17 protein-coding genes and 2 tRNA genes are annotated in these 20145 nt (G+C 65.9%); 13 read left to right on the top strand and 6 right to left on the bottom strand.

Annotation, left to right across the window (positions count from 1 at the left end; translation table 11 throughout):
* Nucleotides 1-68 precede the first annotated feature (68 nt).
* Nucleotides 69-701, top strand: coding sequence for a DsbA family protein (locus GTV32_RS06480; protein ID WP_161059432.1), 633 nt, complete (start codon nt 69-71; stop codon nt 699-701).
* A gap of 44 nt (nt 702-745) precedes the next feature.
* Here GTV32_RS06480 and GTV32_RS06475 read toward each other — a convergent pair whose 3' ends face one another.
* Nucleotides 746-1774, bottom strand: coding sequence for a M48 family metallopeptidase (locus GTV32_RS06475; protein WP_161059431.1), 1029 nt, complete (start codon nt 1772-1774; stop codon nt 746-748).
* Between the two features lie 22 nt (nt 1775-1796).
* On the opposite strand from GTV32_RS06475, the gene GTV32_RS06470 reads away from it, so the two are divergent.
* Together GTV32_RS06470 and GTV32_RS06465 are read left to right on the top strand one after the other, a co-directional pair.
* Entirely contained in the window at nt 1797-2273 is a 477-nt protein-coding gene (locus GTV32_RS06470) for a ribose-5-phosphate isomerase (RefSeq protein ID WP_161059430.1), read from the top strand.
* Between the two features lie 29 nt (nt 2274-2302).
* Nucleotides 2303-3121: a zinc finger domain-containing protein gene (locus GTV32_RS06465; protein ID WP_161059429.1), complete on the top strand. Its 819-nt coding sequence runs from the start codon at nt 2303-2305 to the stop codon at nt 3119-3121.
* A 4-nt stretch (nt 3122-3125) separates the two neighbouring features.
* Here the strand turns inward: GTV32_RS06465 and GTV32_RS23785 are convergent, their stop codons facing one another.
* A complete protein-coding gene (locus tag GTV32_RS23785) occupies nt 3126-3260 on the bottom strand; it encodes a hypothetical protein (protein ID WP_272918227.1) in 135 nt (44 codons plus the stop codon).
* Nucleotides 3261-3426: 166 nt separating this feature from the next.
* Here GTV32_RS23785 and GTV32_RS06460 point away from each other — a divergent pair, with 166 nt between their 5' ends.
* Entirely contained in the window at nt 3427-4362 is a 936-nt protein-coding gene (locus GTV32_RS06460) for a PE-PPE domain-containing protein (protein WP_161059428.1), read from the top strand.
* 108 nt (nt 4363-4470) lie between these two features.
* Here GTV32_RS06460 and GTV32_RS06455 read toward each other — a convergent pair whose 3' ends face one another.
* The 3 genes from GTV32_RS06455 to GTV32_RS06440 all read right to left on the bottom strand — a co-directional run bounded on the left by GTV32_RS06455 (nt 4471) and on the right by GTV32_RS06440 (nt 7280).
* On the bottom strand, nt 4471-5178 hold the full coding sequence (locus tag GTV32_RS06455) for a L,D-transpeptidase (RefSeq protein WP_161059427.1): 708 nt from the start codon (nt 5176-5178) through the stop codon (nt 4471-4473).
* Between the two features lie 282 nt (nt 5179-5460).
* Nucleotides 5461-6639, bottom strand: a complete 1179-nt coding sequence (locus GTV32_RS06450; RefSeq protein ID WP_237421724.1) for a lipase family protein — start codon at nt 6637-6639, stop codon at nt 5461-5463.
* Between the two features lie 567 nt (nt 6640-7206).
* A tRNA-Gly gene (locus tag GTV32_RS06440) sits at nt 7207-7280 on the bottom strand.
* Nucleotides 7281-7496: 216 nt separating this feature from the next.
* On the opposite strand from GTV32_RS06440, the gene GTV32_RS06435 reads away from it, so the two are divergent.
* From GTV32_RS06435 to clpX, 5 genes are all read left to right on the top strand, one after another.
* A tRNA-Pro gene (locus GTV32_RS06435) sits at nt 7497-7570 on the top strand.
* Between the two features lie 64 nt (nt 7571-7634).
* Nucleotides 7635-9002 carry a trigger factor gene (gene tig, locus GTV32_RS06430; RefSeq protein ID WP_161059424.1) on the top strand — a complete coding sequence of 456 codons (1368 nt, stop codon included), beginning with the start codon at nt 7635-7637 and terminating at the stop codon, nt 9000-9002.
* Between the two features lie 239 nt (nt 9003-9241).
* The gene (locus tag GTV32_RS06425) at nt 9242-9850 is read left to right on the top strand and encodes an ATP-dependent Clp protease proteolytic subunit (protein ID WP_161059423.1); all 609 of its coding nucleotides are present in this window, start codon (nt 9242-9244) and stop codon (nt 9848-9850) included.
* A gap of 53 nt (nt 9851-9903) precedes the next feature.
* The gene (locus GTV32_RS06420; RefSeq protein ID WP_161059422.1) at nt 9904-10623 is read left to right on the top strand and encodes an ATP-dependent Clp protease proteolytic subunit; all 720 of its coding nucleotides are present in this window, start codon (nt 9904-9906) and stop codon (nt 10621-10623) included.
* 311 nt (nt 10624-10934) lie between these two features.
* Complete coding sequence (clpX, locus tag GTV32_RS06415) at nt 10935-12215, top strand: ATP-dependent Clp protease ATP-binding subunit ClpX (RefSeq protein WP_161059421.1); 1281 nt, start codon at nt 10935-10937, stop codon at nt 12213-12215.
* Nucleotides 12216-12292: 77 nt separating this feature from the next.
* Here the strand turns inward: clpX and GTV32_RS06410 are convergent, their stop codons facing one another.
* The gene (locus GTV32_RS06410) at nt 12293-14608 is read right to left on the bottom strand and encodes an FdhF/YdeP family oxidoreductase (RefSeq protein WP_161059420.1); all 2316 of its coding nucleotides are present in this window, start codon (nt 14606-14608) and stop codon (nt 12293-12295) included.
* Between the two features lie 48 nt (nt 14609-14656).
* On the opposite strand from GTV32_RS06410, the gene GTV32_RS06405 reads away from it, so the two are divergent.
* From GTV32_RS06405 to GTV32_RS06390, 4 genes are all read left to right on the top strand, one after another.
* Nucleotides 14657-15265 carry a molybdenum cofactor guanylyltransferase gene (locus GTV32_RS06405; protein WP_161059419.1) on the top strand — a complete coding sequence of 203 codons (609 nt, stop codon included), beginning with the start codon at nt 14657-14659 and terminating at the stop codon, nt 15263-15265.
* A 73-nt stretch (nt 15266-15338) separates the two neighbouring features.
* Nucleotides 15339-17984: a valine--tRNA ligase gene (locus GTV32_RS06400; RefSeq protein ID WP_161059418.1), complete on the top strand. Its 2646-nt coding sequence runs from the start codon at nt 15339-15341 to the stop codon at nt 17982-17984.
* On the top strand, nt 17981-19639 hold the full coding sequence (locus tag GTV32_RS06395) for a folylpolyglutamate synthase/dihydrofolate synthase family protein (RefSeq protein ID WP_343287229.1): 1659 nt from the start codon (nt 17981-17983) through the stop codon (nt 19637-19639). Before GTV32_RS06400 ends, GTV32_RS06395 begins: the two co-directional genes overlap by 4 nt.
* Nucleotides 19636-20037: a DUF4233 domain-containing protein gene (locus tag GTV32_RS06390; RefSeq protein WP_161059417.1), complete on the top strand. Its 402-nt coding sequence runs from the start codon at nt 19636-19638 to the stop codon at nt 20035-20037. The genes GTV32_RS06395 and GTV32_RS06390 overlap by 4 nt, the downstream gene beginning before the upstream one ends.
* Nucleotides 20038-20145: the final 108 nt, after the last annotated feature.

The following is a 20145-nucleotide window of genomic DNA, read 5'->3' as shown; positions in this document are numbered from 1 at the left end:
GACGGTCGGGGAATCTGGTTGTAGTTTGCGAAGAGACATACCCACGAGACACGCGGAAGGTCAGGTCGATGGCGACAGAGACACAGGCAGGTCAGCAGAAACGGGATCGGGTGGACTTCTGGTTCGATCCGCTGTGTCCGTGGTGCTGGATCACCTCGCGATGGATTCTGGAGGCCGAGCAGGTCCGCCCGATCGACGTCAACTTCCACATCATGAGCCTGGCCGTGTTGAACGAGGGCAAGGACGTCCCCGAGGAATACCGTGAGGGGCTCAAGCATGCCTGGCGTCCGGTCCGGGTGATCGCGGCGGCCGCGGCTGCCCACGGTGACGAGATCCTCGCGCCCCTGTACACCGCCATGGGCACCCGGATTCACAATCAGGGCATCAAGGACTTCGATCAGGTCATCAGCGAATCGCTTGCCGAACTGGAGCTGGATCCGTCGCTCGCGAAGGCCGCCGACTCCCAGGAGTTCGACGAGGTGATCCGCACCAGCCATCACGAGGGTATGGACAAGGTCGGCGATGACGTCGGCACGCCGACCATCCACGTGAACGGCGTGGCGTTCTTCGGGCCGGTGCTCTCACGTATACCGCGCGGCGAAACGGCGGGAACCGTGTGGGACGGCGCGGTCGCCCTGTCGTCGTACCCGCACTTCTATGAACTCAAGCGCAGCCGCACCGAAGATCCGGAATTCGACTGAGGTCCCGGCCGGGCCGGCGTGACATGCGCGTGCGCTGCGCCGGCTCAGAGCTTGGGTGGCATCTCCAACCCGTTGGGTAGTGTGCCCGGCGCGACGGCCGCCGGGTGCGCCGGTGGTGCGACCGGCACGACGTTGCCGCTGCCGACCCCGCGCACGATGGCCTTCGGTCGGAACAACATCGCGCCGGCGCGTGTGCGATCACGAAGCGCCGCCGCGCGCCAGGTGAGCACGGGGTGCGAGGCCAGCGCGTTGACCGCCCAGGTGAAGAAGCCACGCTCGTGGGTGGCCCGGTCCGCGAACTGGTCGAAATCCACCGCAGACAACATGTACTTGCCTGCCGACAACACGCCCATCGCGCCCGGCGCCCCACGTGGCTTGGTGTAGTACCCGTAGTTGTCGGCGGTGTACTCCTGGGCCCGCGACAATGCTGCACCGACCAGGGGGATGTTCATGCCCACCACGGTCGCCAGCTGCCGCCAGTAGGAGGTGTGACCGGCCGCGATGTGACCGACCTCGTGTCCGATGATGAACTCGAGCGCTTCCGGATCCCGGGCACGTCCACCGACCTCGAAGAGATCCGAGTAGACCACCACGTACCGCCGGAATCCGTGTCCGGAGGCGAAGGCGTTGATCATGCCGTTGCCGAGCACCACGTAGGCGTCGGGCACGTATTCGAGGCCGTAGCGAGCGGCCGCCTCGACCACGATCCGGTAGCCCTCCGGGAACTGGGTCGGGGTCATCTGCACGCCGTTCACCCGGGGCCGGGCGTAGGTGAGTCCACGAATCAGCAGCAAGACCAGGGGAGCGGCGAGGAGTGCGAGGAAATACTCGCTGAACTGGCCCAGCACTACCAGCCACACGATCACCAGGTAGCCGATGAGCGTGATCGCGACGATCAGCACGAGCATCGGGATCTCCCATGGATGAAGGCGAGGCCGCAACGCATACTGCGCGGGCGGCAGCCAGTAGGCGCCCTGATCGGTCTCCTGAGGCGCTCGGGTCCGGTCACGGTCGGCGTCCGCGTGCGATTCCGAGACACCGGGAACATTGGGTATCGGCGATTGTGCGTCCACCAGACCAATCTATAGTGACGCCATGCGTGTCTACCTCGGTGCCGACCATGCCGGATTCGAATTGAAGAACGCGATCGCCGAACACCTGAAGGCCAACGGCCACGAGGTCGTCGACTGCGGTGCACTCGCCTACGACGCTCAGGACGACTATCCCGCGTTCTGTATCGATGCTGCGCGTCGCACGGTCGCCGATCCCGGCAGTCTGGGAATTGTCTTGGGCGGCAGCGGAAACGGTGAGCAGATCGCCGCGAACAAGGTTCCGGGTGCGCGGTGTGCGCTGGCGTGGAGTACCGAGACCGCCCAACTCGCGCGTCAGCACAACAATGCGCAGCTGATGGGGATCGGCGGCCGGATGCACAGTACGGAGGAGGCCCTCGCGATCGTCGATGCCTTCATCGCGACGCCGTGGTCTGAGGAGGCGCGTCACCAGCGACGGATCGACATCCTCGCTGATTACGAGCGCACCGGCGAGGCGCCGGCCGTTCCCGGACAGGTCTGAGACCACCCGCACCGCGAGCTGGGTGAGTCGTGCCCGAAGGTCATACCCTCCACCGGCTGGCGCGGCGGCAGCAGCGCGTGTTCGGCGGGTCGGCGGTTTACGTCACCAGTCCGCAGGGGCGTTTCACCGACGGTGCTGCCGCCGTCGACGGAATGGTGTTCGCCAAGGCGGAGGCGTGGGGCAAGCATCTCGTCCAGCACTTCCGCCCGGTCGGCAACCGAACGCGAGCCGGACGACAGATGATCCACGTTCATCTGGGTCTCTACGGCGCTTTCACCGAGGCTCCGGTCCCGATGGGGGACCCGGTCGGCCAGGTACGGATGCGGATCGAGGGGCCCGAAGTCGGCACGGAGCTGCGCGGGCCGACGGCATGCGAGCTGTTCACCCCGGCGGACCTGGACGCCTTGATCGCCCGGCTGGGTCCCGACCCGTTGCGGGCCGATGCCCGACCGGCACGCGCGTGGGATGCCATCCGACGCTCACGCCGACCGGTCGGTGCGCTGTTGATGGACCAGCGGGTCATCGCGGGAGTGGGCAACGTCTATCGGGCGGAGGTCTTGTTCCGCGCCGGTATCGATCCGTATCGGGAGGGTCGCCGGGTCGATGCCGACGAGTTCGACGCTCTGTGGACAGATCTCGTGACCCTGATGCGAATCGGGGTGCGCCGCGGACGCATGCATGTGGTGCGTCCCGAAGACGACCACGGGGCGCCGTCATATGCGAGCGATCGGCCGCGTACGTACGTGTATCGCCGTGCGGGGGAGCCCTGCCGCATCTGCGGTACGACGGTGTGTGGTGCCGAGCTCGACGGTCGAAACCTGTACTGGTGCCCCGTCTGTCAGAGTTGACGAGTCAGCGGGACTCGGCGCGCTGCGCCATCACGAGCAGCTCGTCGCGCTGGGTACTGCTGGCGAGCGCGTGGATGTCGTCGTAGAGCTTGCGCTGGGCGAAGGGGACAAAGCGGGCACGAATTCGTGCGAAAGACATGGGGGAACAACTCCTGAAATTGCGGTGCTTCGACTCCCATTCTCCGTGTTACAACCAGGTAAATCAATCTGACCTGGGGTGATGTGCCTTACGTCTGATGTGAAATCACAGCGAACCCTCAGCGTCGGCCACGGGAATTCACACCCGGACCACGCACCATGGCCTCATGGGCGGGTTCTCTGAGATCGGATCACGGCAGTCCCGGAGCGTGACCGTGCTCGCGGTTGGTGGCACCGGGGAGTCCTTCGACGGCGACCGGCGACGGGATGTGACCGGCATGCTCCGTGGCGTCACCGACTGTCTCGACGACCGGTTCGACTGCCGTTGGGTCGGATACCCGGCCAGCTACGGACCTGCGCCGCACATCGGCGGCATCAGTTATCGCCGCAGTCTCGACACTGGCGCCCGAGCGCTCCACGCCGCCCTGCAGCAGTCCGAAGGTCCTGTTGTGCTGATCGGTTACTCCCAAGGCGCCGTGGTGATCCGGGCTGCCCTGCACGAACTCGAGGACGCCGCCGACCCAGTGCTCGATCGCGTGCTGGCGGTCGGTTTCGTCGCCGACCCGCATCAACCACCGGGCGTCGTGCCGGGCTGTTCAGGATGGGGTGTCGCCGGCCAGGGGCCGACGCTGCCCGCAACGGTGCCGGTGCACTGGGTGGGCACGCCCGAGGACATGATCTGCAACGCGACCGCGGACTCCTTCCTCCGTGACGTCGCCGATCTGACGGCAGGCTTCGCGGTGGGGAGGGTTCGCTCCTGGTTGAGCCAGACCTGGAACATACTGCGGCACAATGCCTTCCAGAACGCGCAACGAACCTCGCCGGGATTCACGCAGGTGGTCCGTGACGTTGGACGGCTGTGGTCGGCGGCTCTGGAGGTGCTCGGTTACCTGCCCGGGACCCTCGCGTGGCGCGGTCTGGTCTTACGCAACCACCGGGGAGGGCGGCACACGTCGTACGCACGTGAGCCGTACCGGCGTGGTTCCTGGACGGACCCGGACACGACCGGATGCGAGGCGCTCGCCGCCTGGCTGCAGGTGTGCGCGACCTTCTCGGGTGTCGGATGCTCGCGGACATCAGGCGATGTCGCGTTCGCGGCGTGAGGTCGGGGTCGTGGCCAGATGACTCATCGCGACGAGACGAAGAAGGCCCGGTCCGTGTGGACCGGGCCTTCTTCGTCGTTCAGTCGCGCATGACGCTGGTGCGCTCGCTCAGTCGCCGGTGTACTTCGGGCCGACGGTGCCGCGCACGACGATCGGTGTGTTGCGCGGGATGGTGTTGAACACCCACTTGCCGTTCTCGGTGCTGATGTTGATGCACCCGTGGCTGGCGTTGCTGCGGCCCTGCTGCGACACCGACCACGGCGCGGCGTGGATGAAGATGCCGTCCCACGACATGCGGGTCGCGTACTCGACGTAGGTGCGGTACCCCTCGGCGGAGTCGACCGGAACGCCGTACGTGGACGAGTCCATGTACATGTCGCGGTACTTCTCCTTGGTGTGGTACACGCCGTTCGGGGTCGGGTGATCGTTCGTCCCCATCGAGATCGGCATGGTCTTGACCTGTGTGCCGTTGTGCCACCAGGTGATCTGGTGGGAGGCGTCGTCGGCGAGTGCGACCCAGCCCGTCGAGGTCTTCACACCCGGGATCGCCGGACCCTTCGGCTTCTCCGGCGTGGTCGGAGTCGGCTTCGGCTTCGGGGTGCTCTTCGGCGTCGACGGGGCGCCCGGGATCTGCGGGGCTCCCGGGATGTCCGGGATCGTCAGCGGAGGCAGCCCCGGCACCGGGCTGATGGTCGTGGGTGCGGCGCTGGCCGCGATCGGCAGAGCGAGCACGACGGCGAGCGCACCGATCACGATGGCGATCGCACGTTGTGTCAGGCCGCGACGGACGCGACGTGAAGGCTTCGATGTCAACACGGAGAGACCTTTGCAGTTTGAGTTACTGAAGCGCTTCCCCCGGAGCGCTCAACCATCGTTACACAAACGTTGTCATCGGGCCAAAGCCGATACGCCGAACATTTCACCGATTCTGCCCGGCGGCCGGGGTGAGCCGACGAACAGCGTGGTGACCGGGGCGCATGACCCAGTGGCGGTGACAACCGTCACATTCCGGGAGGTGCCCCGTGGCGTCGAAGCGCGATCCGATGCAACGTTCCCGCGGGGTCACCCGGATACTCGAGAGACCCCGCGCAGACTCGATCAGCAGCTACTCGGGGCGGGAGCCCCGTTGAAGCGGTCGGTGAGGTACTGGAAGGCGGGAAGCAGGCCGATGACAGCCGCCGACAGATGGTCGGGCGACGGTGTCAGCAGTCGCTGGACGCGAGCACCTGCCCGACAGTATCGGTTGATCGTGTAGTCGATCGACGAGACCGGGATGAGGACATCGGTCGGGCTGTGCCACTCGAAAATCGGGGTCCGCGGGATGCCCGGATAGAGCGACAGGCTGTTCTCTTCGACGACTCGGCGCGCATCCTTGTTGTCGAAGATCGCGCGACCGCCGATGGTGACCTGCTGGGCGTCGTGCCCTGCGCCCAGGCGCAGGATGTCGTTGGTGCACGCGTTGCGCATGCCCTGATACATCTGCCTGCCGAGCGGCGACAGGTACTTCATCATCGGGATCTGCTCGGGATACTCGCGCGCCACACCGATGGCGGCGGCGAATGCCAGGCCGAAGGCGGGATGCGGGTTGTTGTAGCCCAGCCCCTCCGCCATCTTGATCAGGTTCATCGGCACGCCGCCGTAGGCGGCACCGACGATGTCGAGGTCGGGCGCGTACTTCGGTGCGAGGGCTGCTGCCCACGCGGTTGCCATCCCGCCACCGGAATAGCCGGCCATTCCGACGCGGCTGTGGGCCACCTGCGCCGGCCCGAATCGCTGTACCGCGCGGATGCCGTCCAGTGTGATCTGACCGCCGAGCTTGGCCGCCCCATACGCGCTGCGCGGCCCCAGGTGGTCAGGGATCGCGATCGTCCATCCACGTTGGAGGGCGACGTTGAGTGCCGGGGCCTCGCGGATCGTCAGATTCGGGTCCTGGGTCCAGAGTGCTTGCGACGGTGCGCATTCCAGGCCGGTCGCGTTGATGATGTGCTGGAACGACAAGAGTGGACCGTTCACACGCTTCTTGCTGGGCACCAGCAGGGTGGTCACGGCCGAGATCGGCTTGCCCTGACTGTCGGAGGAACGGAACTTGATCTGGTAGGTCCGGACATCGAAGAAGGCGGGAGGATTGGGCCGCCCGCGCACCGATATCACGTCACCGGGCGCATACTTCCCGATGTTCTCGGGGATTCTGTAGAAGCTGTCGGGCAGAGGCGTGGGCATGGCGACGTCGTCCGCGGCTGCGTCGGGGGTGCCGGCGATGACCCCGCCCGCGATCATCGACAGGGTCGCCGCGGCGGCGAGCAGTCGGCGGCGAAGGGTCGTCGTACGACGGGTCGGCGGCGGGGCCGGGCGCGTTCGGTCGTCGGGCAAGATCATGCGTCCCCCAGGGCTGTCTCTGAATCAGGTCTCCGGCGACGTCCTCCGACCCCCTCGGTGGTATCCGCCGTCGGTACCAATGGTGCGACACATGTGTGACGAATGCCAACGCGCGTTGAGAATTGTGATTGCCCAGGCCAGTGGGGCGCGCTCACGCTCGCGACGAGCGCGCTGGTGAGATCGGTCCGTCAGGCGTGCTGTGGGTGCTCGGTCCGGATATGACGAGCCGGTTGGGAGCAGGACTCGTCGCGGCATACGAGCATGACGTCGACACGTCCCGGGCCGGCGTCCGAGTGCGTGACGTCCTTGCGGATGTACAGATTTGCACCGCAACTCGGGCACTTGCGTGGACTCTTCGAATGGCTGGACGACATGCCCCAACCCTACGCCCGATGTGGCGTACATCACAGTGACGTCCAGTGGTCGGGCCCGGTCCGGGACCATGGGAGGCCGCGGTATCGGTACGTGTGGAGCGGGTGACGGGAATCGAACCCGCGTAGCTAGTTTGGAAGACTAGGGCTCTACCATTGAGCTACACCCGCGTGCCGCGTCACCTGTGGGATCGCCACCGGAGTCGCGTGCGCACCAGACTGTACCCGGTGGGGTCGGCGATCTCGAAATCGCCACGTGATCTCTCATCCACCCAGGTGCGGGGAGCACCCGTTTAGGTCGTCGGCACACCGCAACGTACTATCTTCTGTTGGCCCTGTTCTGCGTTCTCGCCGGTCTCCGGTACGTGCCGCGACGAGGGGGTCGACCGGGATGTGGCGCAGCTTGGTAGCGCATCCGCTTTGGGAGCGGAGGGTCGCAGGTTCAAATCCTGTCATCCCGACTCAGGTGAACGACCTCGAGACTTGTCATTACCCGACGCAGAAATGCAGATGTTAGGAGCAGGCGTGAAGAGCACCGTCGAGCAGCTGAGCCCGACCCGAGTGAAGCTCAATGTCGAGATCCCCTTCGAGGAGCTGTCCGGGGAGTTCGACCGGGCCTACAAGTCTCTGGCCCAGCAGATCCGGATCCCGGGCTTCCGTCCGGGTAAGGCGCCCGCGAAGCTGATCGAGGCACGCGTCGGGCGCGATTCGATCCTCGCCCAGGTGGTCAACGATGCGCTGCCCGCGAAGTACTCGCAGGCCGTCGAGGAGACCGAGACCAACGCGATCGGTCAGCCCGAGATCGATCTCGGCGAGCTGGTCTACGGAGATCCGGTCACCTTCACCGCAGAGGTCGACGTCCGCCCGGATGTCGAGCTGCCGGACTATTCGACGCTGGCCGTCGAGGTCGATGCCATCGAGGTCGACGACGCAGAGGTCGACGAGCAGGTAGAAGGTCTCCGGGCCCGGTTCGGCACGCTGACCGGTGTCGACCGTGGTGCCGAGAACGGTGATTTCGTCTCGATCGACCTCGCGGCGACCGTCGACGGCGAGGCCGTCGACGAAGCTTCGACCGAGGGGCTGTCGCACGAGGTCGGCTCCGGGCAACTGATCGAGGGCCTCGACGACGCGCTGGTCGGGATGACGACGGGCGAGACCAAGGAGTTCACCACCAAGCTCGTCGCCGGCGACCATGCCGGTGAGGACGCCCAGGTGACCGTGACCGTGAACTCGGTCAAGGAGCGCGAACTCCCGGAGCTCGACGACGAGTTCGCCCAGATGGCCAGCGAGTTCGACACCGTCGCCGAACTGCGCGACAGCCTCGTCGAGCGCGTCGAGCAGTCGAAGAAGCTCGAGCAGGCCAACGCGATCCGTGACAAGGTTCTCGAGGAGCTCCTCGAGAAGGTGGAGATCCCGCTGCCGGAGAAGGTCGTCGCCGACGAGATCGAGGGCCAGCAGCATCAGGTGATCCACGCGCTCGGCCATGATGACGAGCAGGTCGCCAAGTTCCTCGAGGCGCAGGGCAAGACGCGCGAGGAGTGGGACAACGAGGCCCGCGAGGAGGCCGAGAAATCGGTCAAGACGCAGCTGCTGCTCGACGCCATCGCCGAACAGCAGGAGACCGAGGTCTCGCAGGACGAGCTGACCCAGCAGATCCTCTTCCAGGCGCAGCGCTACGGAATGCAGCCGCAGGAATTCATCCAGCAGTTGCAGAATGCCGGTCAGGTCGGTGCGGTCTACGCCGATGTCCGGCGTGGCAAGGCACTCGCCGGAATCGTCTCGGACGTGACCGTGACCGACAGCAAGGGCGCGGCCGTGGACACCGACGAGTTCTTCGGCAAGCCCGAGGAAGACGCCGACGACTCGGCCGACGACGACAGCACGGAGAACTGAGAATCCACACGTAGTGGCGCGAACAGCCGGAGCCGGGTCACCACCCGTCCCCGGCTGTTCTGCTCTCAGCGAAGAGCGGTGTCATGGGGACTGTCCGTCCGGTCGCATTGGTTAGTGTCGATGAAGACGTCGAGATGGCAACCGGGCCCACCCCGGGCATCGCAGCGACGAAGGTAGACCCGTAATCGGTTGACGCGGTCGAAGGCCGCATGTCACCACGACAGGCAAAGGTAGGAACTGTGAGTGAGCCGACCATCCACACACCAACGCTGAGTTCGGGAGTGGCCGGGCTGAACCTGACCGACTCCGTGTTCGAGCGACTGCTCCGAGAGCGCATCATCTTCCTCGGTACCCAGGTCGACGACGACATCGCGAACCGGTTGTGCGCGCAGATCCTGTTGCTCGCCGCCGAGGATCCGACGCGCGACATCAACCTCTACATCAATTCCCCGGGTGGTTCGGTCACCTCGGGTATGGCCATCTTCGACACGATGCAGCTGGCGGAGTGCGACGTGGCGACGTATGCCATGGGCATGGCGGCATCGATGGGGCAGTTCCTCCTGGCGGCGGGGACCCCGGGTAAGCGGCACGCACTGCCGCACGCGCGCATCATGATGCACCAGCCGTCGGCGGGAATCGGCGGTACGGCGGCCGACATCGCCATCCAGGCCGAGCAGTTCGCGGCCACCAAGAAGGAGATGAACCGCCTCAACGCCGAGTTCAGTGGCCAGCCGCTGGAGAAGATCGAGGCCGACGCCGACCGCGACAAGTGGTTCACGGCGCAGGAGGCCAAAGACTACGGCCTCGTCGATCACGTGGTCACGCGTGCATCGGTGATGCCGTCCTGATCTCCTCCGACCACCCCAGTCCCACGAGGCCACTCACAGCAACGGAGCACAAGATGACCAACTCCACCTCGCTCGACTCCCGACTGCCGGATTCGATGCCGGCCGACGTCGCGGCCGGTATCCCGGCGTCGGCGCTCGCGCTGCGCGCCATCCAGGCGCGGTACATCCTCCCGCAGTTCATCGAGCACACGCCCAACGGTCAGCGTCAGTACGACCCGTACGCGAAGCTGTTCGAAGAGCGCATCGTGTTCGTCGGTACGCCGATCGACCAGACCGTCGCCAACGACGTCATGGCACAGCTGCTCGTCCTGGAGTCACAGGATCCGGACCGGGACATCACGATGTACATCAACTCGCCGGGCGGCAGCGTGCCGGACATGCTCGCGATCTACGACACGATGCAGTACGTCCACTGCGACATCGTGACGGTCTGCCTCGGTGAGGCGGCATCGGCCGCGGCGATCCTGCTGGCCGGTGGTACACCGGGCAAGCGTGCGGCGCTGCCGAACGCGACGATCCTGATCCACCAGCCGCGGACCGGTGGCGCATATCAGGGGCAGGTCTCCGACCTGGAGATCCAGGCCGCAGAGATCGAGCGGATCCGCAATCGCCTCGACGAGATCCTCGCCGGTCACACCGGCCAGGACCCGGCCAAGATCCGGCGGGACACCGACCGCGACAACATCCTGACCGCCGAGGCGGCAAAAGAATACGGCATCGTGGACGAGGTCTTCGAATACCGCAAGAAGTCGTTCAAGAAATCGTCGTCCTGACACATCGGCATGCACATCGGCTCGACACGCCGGGCCGATGTGCGTGCCCGAGGACACCGGCAACGGTCATCCTTGACGTCTGCGCCGCGATGCCTCACAGCAGCCGATGCGCAGGGCGAAGATGTACACCAGATTGACAGAAGACGACCGAAGTCCGGACACGACATTTGTCCTTATCGGTCGAAGTTCGAGCGGCACGCGGGTACCGTCGGGTTAATGGGCATTCCGATTGCCGATCGGTGGCCCGCGCCCGGCTGCACGCGGAGACGGTCCGCCGGTTCGACCGGAGCAACAAGGAAGGTACAGCACAGATGGCACGAATCGGAGACGGTGGCGATCTGCTGAAGTGCTCTTTCTGCGGAAAGAGTCAGAAGCAGGTCAAGAAGCTGATCGCCGGGCCCGGCGTGTACATCTGCGATGAGTGCATCGACCTGTGCAACGAGATCATCGAGGAGGAGCTCGCCGAGAACGGCGACGTGAAACTCGACGAGCTGCCGAAGCCGGTCGAGATCCGCGACTTCCTCGAGAACTACGTCATCGGCCAGGACACCGCCAAGCGGACACTCGCCGTGGCTGTCTACAACCACTACAAGCGCATCCAGGCGGGGGAGAAGAAGGACTCACGTAGCGGTGAGACCGTCGAGATCGCCAAGTCCAACATCCTGATGCTCGGACCGACCGGCTGCGGCAAGACCTATCTCGCGCAGACCCTCGCGAAGATGCTCAACGTGCCGTTCGCGATCGCGGACGCCACGGCCCTCACCGAGGCCGGTTATGTCGGCGAAGATGTGGAGAACATCCTCCTCAAGCTGATCCAGGCGGCGGATTACGACGTGAAGCGTGCCGAGACCGGGATCATCTACATCGATGAGGTCGACAAGGTCGCGCGCAAGAGCGAGAACCCGTCGATCACCCGCGACGTGTCGGGAGAAGGCGTACAGCAGGCGCTGCTGAAGATCCTCGAGGGAACGCAGGCATCGGTGCCGCCGCAGGGTGGGCGCAAGCATCCCCATCAAGAGTTCATCCAGATCGACACCACCAATGTGCTGTTCATCGTGGCCGGTGCGTTCGCAGGACTGGAGAAGATCGTCTCCGAACGAATCGGTAAGCGGGGCATCGGGTTCGGCAACGAGGTCACGAGCAAGGACGAGGTCGACACCACGGACCACTTCGCCGAGGTGATGCCCGAGGACCTGATCAAGTTCGGTCTGATCCCCGAGTTCATCGGCCGTCTGCCGATCCTGGCGTCGGTCACCAACCTGGACAAGGACTCGCTTGTGAGCATCCTGTCCGAGCCCAAGAACGCGCTGGTGAAGCAGTACACCAAGCTCTTCGAGATGGACAACGTCGAACTCGAGTTCGCGCAGGACGCGCTGGAGGCGATCGCGGATCAGGCCATCCACCGCGGCACCGGCGCTCGTGGGCTGCGCGCGATCATGGAAGAAGTCCTGCTGCCGGTGATGTATGACATCCCGAGCCGCGACGATGTCGAGAAAGTCGTCGTCACCGGAGAGACGGTGCGCGACAACGTTCTCCCGACGATAGTGCCGCGCAAGGAAGGCCGCGACGAGCGGCGCGACAAGAGCGCCTGACGCTCCGCCACATCCCGAGAACTCCCGGATCCACCCGAAATGCGGTGTGTATCCGGGAGTTCTGTGTTGTGCGAGAGTTACGCCGGGGTGGGCTCGAGGCGCACGACGACCGCCTTCGACACCGGAGTGTTCGAGTCCTTCGCCACGGACCCGAGCGGGACCAACGGATTGGTCTCCGGGTAGTAGGCGGCGGCATTCCCGCGCGGCGTCGCATAGGCGACCACCTCGAACCCGCGGACCCGTCGCTCCTGTACGCCGTCCGGGCCGGCGAACTCTGAGATGATGTCCACCTGGTCGCCCGACCGCAGGCTCCAACTGACGATGTCGTCGGGGTTCAGCATGATGACCCGGCGATTGCCCTTGATCCCGCGGTAGCGATCGTCGTGCCCGTAGATCGTGGTGTTGTACTGGTCATGGCTGCGCAGCGTCTGCAGGATCAGCCGTCCGGGCGGGACGCGAACCCATTCGAGGGGATGCACGGCGAAGTTGGCGCGAGAGGTCGGGGTCTCGAACTCGCGTCGATCCCGCGGCGGATGCGGCAGGACGAATCCGTCGGACATCCGCACGCGGGTGTTGAAGTTCTCGAAGCCGGGGATCACCCGGGAGATGCGATCGCGGATCGTGTCGTAGTCGCCGCGGAACGTCTGCCAGGGCACCGGATGCTCCGGACCGAGAACGGCGGTCGCGATGTCGCAGACGATCGCCACCTCGCTGTGGAGTTCTCGTGACGCCGGCGGTAACGATCCGCGGGACAGGTGGACCACCGACATCGAGTCCTCCACCGAAACCTGTTGGGCGGCACCGTTCGCGATGTCCTTGTCGGTGCGCCCGAGGGTGGGCAGGATCAGTGCGGCGCCACCGGTGGCGAGATGTGACTCGTTGAGCTTGGTGCTGATCTGAACGGTCAGCGCGCATCGCTCGAGCGCCGCCCGGGTGTATTCGGTGTCCGGGGCCGCGGAGACGAAGTTGCCGCCCATCGCGACGAACAACCGGACGTCACCCCGCGCCATCGCCCCGATCGCCGCGACGGTGTCGTAGCCGTGCGCACGCGGACTCGCGATGCCGAACTCGCTGTCCTGTGCGGCCAGGAACGACTCGGGCATCTTCTCGAAGATCCCCATCGTGCGGTCGCCCTGCACGTTGGAGTGGCCACGGACCGGGCACAGCCCGGCGCCTGGTTTCCCGATCATGCCGCGCAGCAACAACACATTGGTGCCTTCGCCGATGGTGGCGACGGCGTGGTGATGCTGGGTGAGACCCATCGCCCAGCAGAGCACGATCCGTTCCGACGTTCTGACGGCATCTGCGAGGTCGGCGATCGCCGAATGGCTCAGCCCGGTCGCCTCCAAGATATCGGCGAAGTCCACGTCGTCGAGCAGCCGGAGGTAGTCGTCGACCCCGGCGCAATGGCGGTTCAGGAAGTCGGTGTCGAAAACCGTTCCCGGGGAAGCGCGCTCGGCCTCGAGGAGCAGGCGTGCCACTCCGCGGAACAGGGCCATGTCACCGCCGAGTCGGATCTGCAGGAAGTCGTCGGCGAGCTTCACGCCGTGCCCGAGAACACCACTCACCTTCTGGGGATCCTTGAATCGCATCAGTCCCGCCTCGGGCAGCGGGTTGATCGCGATGATCCGGGCACCGTTGTGCTTGGCCTTCTCCAGGGTGGACAACATGCGCGGATGATTGGTGCCGGGGTTCTGACCGGCGATGAGGATGAGGTCTGCGGCCTCGATGTCGGGCACCGTGACCGAACCCTTGCCGATCCCGATCGACGCGCCGAGCGCCGCACCGGACGACTCGTGGCACATGTTGGAGCAGTCGGGGAGGTTGTTGGTGCCGACGCTGCGAGCAAACAGCTGGTAGACGAAAGCGGCCTCGTTGCTGGTCCGCCCCGACGTATAGAAGACGGCCTCGTTCGGGGACGACATCGCGGCGAATTCGTCGGCAATGATGCGGTTGGCCTCGTCCCAGGTCACCTCCCGGTAATGGGTGTCGCCGGGAGCCAGGTACACGGGATGGGTGAGCCGCCCCTGCTGGGAGAGCCAGTATCCCGACTTCTCGCGCAGGTCGGCGACCGAGTGGGCGGCGAAGAACTCGGGGGTGACCCGCCGTCTGGTGGCCTCCTCGGCGACCGCCTTGGCCCCGTTCTCACAGAACTCGGCGTGCTTGCGGTGTCCGGGGGTCTCCGGCCACGCGCATCCGGGGCAGTCGAAGCCGTCGCGCTGATTGAGCTTGGTGAGGGTGCGTGCCGTCCGGACCGGTCCCATCTGCTCCAGTCCGCGAGCCAGTGCGACGGCCACCGCGGGCACGCCGGCCGCGTAACCCTTCACATGCCCGACGTGGACGGCATCGGGCTCGGTGATGGGGGTCTCCTCGTGAGGCTGTGCGGAACTCATATCACCATCTTGCCCCCAGAGGCCGGACGCTTCGCAGAGACTGGTCCCATGGCGCAACAGGATGCAGGACAGCGGGTGGCGGGGATCGTGCTGGCGGGTGGTCGCTCACGGCGGATGGGCCGGGACAAGGCGGCTCTGGACTGGGAGGGTGAGCCGATGCTGGCCCGGGTGGTGCGAGTGGTCGGGGAGCGCTGTCAACCGGTGTTGGTTGTCGCCAACGAGGAGTCGGCGGCCTACCGGTCGCTGTATGGATCCGGTGGTCCCGAAGCTCAGTGGGTCACCGATGAGGCGCCGGGTACGGGGCCGCTCGGCGGGCTCGCGGTCGGATTGGCGAGGGCCGCCGAGGCGGGTGCGGAATGGGCGTTCGTGTGCGCCACCGACATGCCGCTGATCTCCGTCGATCTCGTCGACGAACTGATGCGTGGGGTGACGGCGTCCAACCAGGTGGTGATCGCGACGGACGCGCAGCGCGACCATCCGATGGCCGGGGTCTATCGCACCGATGTGGCCGGTACGCTCGGTCGCCTGACCGACGCCGGCGAGCGTCGGATGCTCGCGGCGCTCGACCTCCTGACCACCCATCGTGTCGCCGTCAGCAACCCCGAGTGGCTCACCAACGTCAACGCGCCGGAGGACCTGCACCGGCTTCACGTGTGAGGGACGTCCGGCCGTGCCGGCCGAACACGTACGGGAGTGCAGTCCAGCGGGGACCGTTCCCTAAGATTGGGGGGTGACCACATCCGATCCCACCCGTGAATTGCCGAAGTCCTGGGACCCCGCCGAACACGAGGGCAGGCTCTATCAGGGCTGGGTGGATGCCGGCTACTTCACCGCCGATGCCACCAGCGACCGGCCGGCCTTCTCCATCGTCATCCCACCGCCGAATGTCAACGGCTCCCTGCACATGGGCCACGCCTACGAACACGTCCTGATGGATGCTCTCGCGCGTCGCCGGCGCATGCAGGGCTACGAGGTGTTGTGGCTGCCCGGTATGGATCACGCCGCGATCGCCATGCAGACGATGGTCGAGCGCAAGCTCGCCGGTGAGGGATTGACTCGCGACGATCTCGGTCGTGAGGCATTCATCGAACGGGTATGGACCGAGAAGGCCGAGATCGGCGACAACATCGGCACCCAGATGCGGCGTCTCGGCGACAGTGTCGACTGGAGTCGCGAGCGGTTCACCATGGACGACGGCCTGTCGCGCGCGGTACAGACCGTGTTCAAGCAGATGTTCGACGACGGCCTGATCTACCGGGCGGAGCGGCTGGTCAACTGGTCGCCGGTGCTCAAGACCGCCATCAGTGACATCGAGGTCAGTTATGCCGACGTCGAGGGTGAACTCGTCAGCTTCCGGTACGGCAGTCTCGACGACGCGGAGCCCCACATCGTCGTCGCCACCACTCGGCTCGAGACGATGCTCGGCGACACCGCGATCGCGGTGCATCCCGAGGACGAGCGCTACGCACATCTGATCGGCACCGAGCTCGAGCACCCGTTCTCCGATCGGAAGATCCCCGTGATCGCCGATGACTACGTCGACCCCGAATTCGGTAGTGGTGCAGTCAAGATCACGCCCGCGCACGATCCGAACGACTTCGCGATCGGACAGCGGCACAACCTGCCGATGCCCACGATCATGGATGACGAAGCCCGGATCGCCGACACGGGGACGCCGTTCGACGGAATGGATCGGTTCGAGGCCCGGGTCAAGGTGCGTGAGGCACTCGCCGAGCAAGGGCGCATCGTCAAAGAGGTACGGCCCTACCTGCACAGCGTCGGTCACTCGGAACGCACCGGGGAACCGATCGAACCGCGGCTGTCCATGCAGTGGTGGGTCAAGGTCGAAACCCTGGCCAAGGCCGCGGGTGACGCGGTGCGCAACGGCGACACCGTGATCCACCCGACGTCGATGGAACCGCGCTGGTTCGGCTGGGTCGACAGCATGTACGACTGGTGCATCTCGCGACAGTTGTGGTGGGGCCACCGCATCCCGATCTGGTACGGCCCGGACGGCGAGGTGGTCTGCGTCGGCCCCGATGACGAGGTGCCCGAAGGGTACGTGCAGGACACCGACGTTCTCGACACCTGGTTCTCGTCCGGACTCTGGCCCTTCTCCACGATGGGATGGCCGGACAAATCCGCTGACCTCGAGAAGTTCTATCCGACTTCAGTTCTCGTGACCGGATACGACATCCTGTTCTTCTGGGTCGCCCGCATGATGATGTTCGGCACCTATGTCGGTCCGGAGCTGGGCGAGGGCAACAAGGTTCCGTTCCACAACCTGTTCCTGCACGGCCTGGTCCGCGACGAGCACGGCCGAAAGATGTCGAAGTCGAAAGGCAACGGCATCGATCCGCTGGACTGGGTGGAGCGTTTCGGCGCCGACGCCCTGCGATTCACGCTCGCACGTGGTGCGAACCCCGGCAGTGACATCTCGGTGGGTGAGGACCACGCCCAGTCGTCGCGCAACTTCGCCACCAAACTGTTCAACGCGACCAAGTTCGCGATGATGAACGGCGCGGTCACCGGTGAGCTGCCCGACCGGACCGCACTGACCGAGGTCGACCGATGGATCCTCGACCGCCTTGAGCAGGTCCGCGCCGAGGCCGACGCCGGATACGAGTCGTACGAGTTCTCCAAGGCCTGCGAAGCGCTGTATCACTTCGCGTGGGACGAGGTGTGTGACTGGTACCTGGAGCTGGCGAAGGTCCAGTACGCCGAGAACGACGAGGCGCGTTCACGGTCCACCTCGTTGGTGCTCGGCACGGTTCTCGACAGCTTGCTGCGACTGCTGCATCCGGTGATGCCCTTCGTCAGTGAGGTGTTGTGGACGGCGCTGACAGGAAGGCCGTCGGTGGTGGTGGCGGAGTGGCCGCAGCGCAGCGACGCCCCCGGTGACGCCTCGGCGGCCCAGCACATCGACGATCTGCAGCGCCTCATCACCGAGGTCCGCAGGTTCCGCAGCGACCAGGGGCTGAAGCCGGGACAGCGCGTGGCCGCCGAGATCGACGGCCTCGACACCGCCGGATTGGCCCCGTCCCGGGCATATCTCGACTCGCTCGCACGTCTGGAACCCGCCGGCGAGACCTTTGCGGCCACCGCAACCATCGACGTGCGATTGTCGGCCACCACGGTGACCGTGCGGATCGATACGTCGGGAACAGTCGACGTGGCGGCCGAACGGAAACGCCTGACGAAGGACCTCGCCGCCGCGGAGAAGGAATTGGCCGGCACGACAGCGAAACTCGGCAACGATCAGTTCTTGTCGAAGGCGCCCGACCACGTGGTGGCCAAGATCCGCGAACGGCAGCAGGTGGCCACCGAGGAAGTCGACCGACTCGGTGCCGCACTCGACGCACTGAGCGGCTCGTGAGCCCGCGCGACATCGGGCACGGCAGCGCCGACGACGAGGACGTCGACGACATCGACCGTGACCACCTCGGAGACGATCGGTTCGTCCACGACGAGCTCGCCGCCGATCCGCTCGGTGCCGCACCGCTGCCCACAGACATCGGGTCGTTGCTCGCCGGCCGCGGCGGCGCCCCGGACGACCTCTATGCCGACGACGTGGAGGCGGAAGACACGTATACCGACGACGAGGATCGGCCGTCGTCGCGGGCCGCCGACGGCCCGCGTGACGACGCGGCCACTCTCGCCGAACTCGCCGAGCTCGAGGCCGAGCTCGACACGCGCTGGCCGGAGACCAGGATCGAGCCGTCGCTGACCCGCATCTCGGCGCTGATGGATCTGCTCGGCTCGCCGCAACGCAGCTACCCCTCGATCCACATCGCGGGGACCAACGGCAAGACGTCGGTGACCCGCATGATCGATGCGCTGCTGATCGCACTGCATCGACGCACCGGCCGGATCACCAGTCCGCACCTGCAGCGCGTCACCGAGCGGATCGCGGTGGACGGCAAGCCGATCGGTGCGCGGCACTACATCGACACCTATCGCGAGCTCGAGCCGTACATCACCATGGTCGACGACTCCTCGACGGCCGGCGGCGGACCGCGGATGAGCAAGTTCGAGGTGCTCATCGCGATGTCGTACGCGGTGTTCGCCGAGGCGCCCGTCGACGTCGCGGTCGTCGAGACGGGGATGGGTGGACGATGGGACGCCACCAACGTGATCGACGGGGCCGTTGCGGTGATCACGCCGATCGCGATGGACCACGCCGATTATCTGGGTGACTCGTTGGGTGCGATCGCATCGGAGAAGGCCGGGATCATCAAGAAGGCCGACGCCGACGAGCTCCTTCCCACGGACCCGGTCGCCATCATCGCGCCACAGGAACCCGAGGTCTTGGACGTGTTGCTCCGGCAGGCGGTCGAATCGGAGACGATCGTCGCGCGTCAGGGCTCCGAGTTCGCGGTGCTCGACTCGGCGACCGCCGTCGGTGGTCAGCTGCTCCGTCTGCAGGGGCTCGGCGGTGTCTACGACGAGGTGTTCCTGCCGCTGCACGGCGCGCATCAGGCAGCGAATGCGGCGCTCGCGCTGGCCGCTGTCGAAGCGTTCTTCGGCGCCGGGGCCGACCGGCAGCTCGACATCGACGCGATCCGTTCCGGTTTCGCATCGGTGACGAGCCCGGGTCGGCTCGAGCGTGTGCGCGGTGCGCCGACTGTTTTCGTGGACGCCGCGCACAACCCGCACGGGGCCCGCGCCCTCGCCCAGGCGTTGGCCGAGGAGTTCGATTTCCGGCGACTCGTCGGCGTCATCGGCATGCTGGGTGACAAAGACGCCGAGGGTTTCCTCGAGGCTGTCGAGCCGGTCTTCGACCAGATCGTGCTGACCAACAACGGATCGCCACGGGCGGTGGACACCGAGTCGCTCGCGGAGATCGCGCGACCGATCTTCGGAGAGGACCGAATCGTGGTGAAACCGTTCCTGCCGGATGCGGTGGAGACGGCCATCGGATTGGCCGAGGAATCCGAGGGCGAACCAGTTTCCGGTGCGGGTGTGGTGATCACCGGCTCGGTGGTCACCGCAGGCGCCGGACGAACGCTGTTCGGCAAGGAGCCCTCATGACGGAACCGGTGCGTTTCACCCCGCCGGCCAATGACCCGTGGAAGGGGCTTCGGGGCGTGATGGCCGGGACGCTGATACTCGAGGTCATCGTCCTCGGACTGGCGTTCCCGATCGTGGCGAACATCGGCTCGGGTCTGACCTGGTTGTCGGGTGTGTACCTCGGCGTGGTCGTTCTCGCCCACATCCTGGCCGCCGGCCTGCAGGGCCGCTCGTATGCTCTTCGACTCGATCTGGCACTCCAGGTGCTCGTGATCGTCGGAGGCGTCTTCCATTGGTCGATCGCCGTCATCGGGGTGATCTTTCTCTGCGTGTGGGTCTACATCGCCTACATCAAGCACGACGTGGAGGTCCGGATCTCCCGGGGCATGCTGCCCGGTCAGCAACCGCTCGACGGCTGACCACGCCTGTTCGGCAGCGACCAGTGCGGGTTCGGCGAGTGCAACACGTGTTGCCCGACTGTGACCTCAAACCGCTCGCTTTTCGGCCGTCGGGACTGTGACAATGTC

This window comes from Gordonia sp. SID5947, from assembly GCF_009862785.1.
In the GTDB taxonomy this organism is placed as follows: domain Bacteria; phylum Actinomycetota; class Actinomycetes; order Mycobacteriales; family Mycobacteriaceae; genus Gordonia.
This window is presented reverse-complemented; position numbering and strand designations above follow the sequence as displayed.

What these genes read in the sequence shown, in the direction of transcription:
- GTV32_RS06480 (WP_161059432.1), top strand. Translation starts at nt 69, where the DNA reads ATGGCGACAGAGACACAGGCAGGTCAGCAGAAACGGGATCGGGTGGAC.
- GTV32_RS06470 (WP_161059430.1), top strand. Translation starts at nt 1,797, where the DNA reads ATGCGTGTCTACCTCGGTGCCGACCATGCCGGATTCGAATTGAAGAAC.
- GTV32_RS23785 (WP_272918227.1), bottom strand. Translation starts at nt 3,260, where the DNA reads ATGTCTTTCGCACGAATTCGTGCCCGCTTTGTCCCCTTCGCCCAGCGC.
- GTV32_RS06460 (WP_161059428.1), top strand. Translation starts at nt 3,427, where the DNA reads ATGGGCGGGTTCTCTGAGATCGGATCACGGCAGTCCCGGAGCGTGACC.
- GTV32_RS06450 (WP_237421724.1), bottom strand. Translation starts at nt 6,639, where the DNA reads ATGATCGCGGGCGGGGTCATCGCCGGCACCCCCGACGCAGCCGCGGAC.
- GTV32_RS06420 (WP_161059422.1), top strand. Translation starts at nt 9,904, where the DNA reads ATGACCAACTCCACCTCGCTCGACTCCCGACTGCCGGATTCGATGCCG.
- clpX (WP_161059421.1), top strand. Translation starts at nt 10,935, where the DNA reads ATGGCACGAATCGGAGACGGTGGCGATCTGCTGAAGTGCTCTTTCTGC.
- GTV32_RS06410 (WP_161059420.1), bottom strand. Translation starts at nt 14,608, where the DNA reads ATGAGTTCCGCACAGCCTCACGAGGAGACCCCCATCACCGAGCCCGAT.
- GTV32_RS06405 (WP_161059419.1), top strand. Translation starts at nt 14,657, where the DNA reads ATGGCGCAACAGGATGCAGGACAGCGGGTGGCGGGGATCGTGCTGGCG.
- GTV32_RS06390 (WP_161059417.1), top strand. Translation starts at nt 19,636, where the DNA reads ATGACGGAACCGGTGCGTTTCACCCCGCCGGCCAATGACCCGTGGAAG.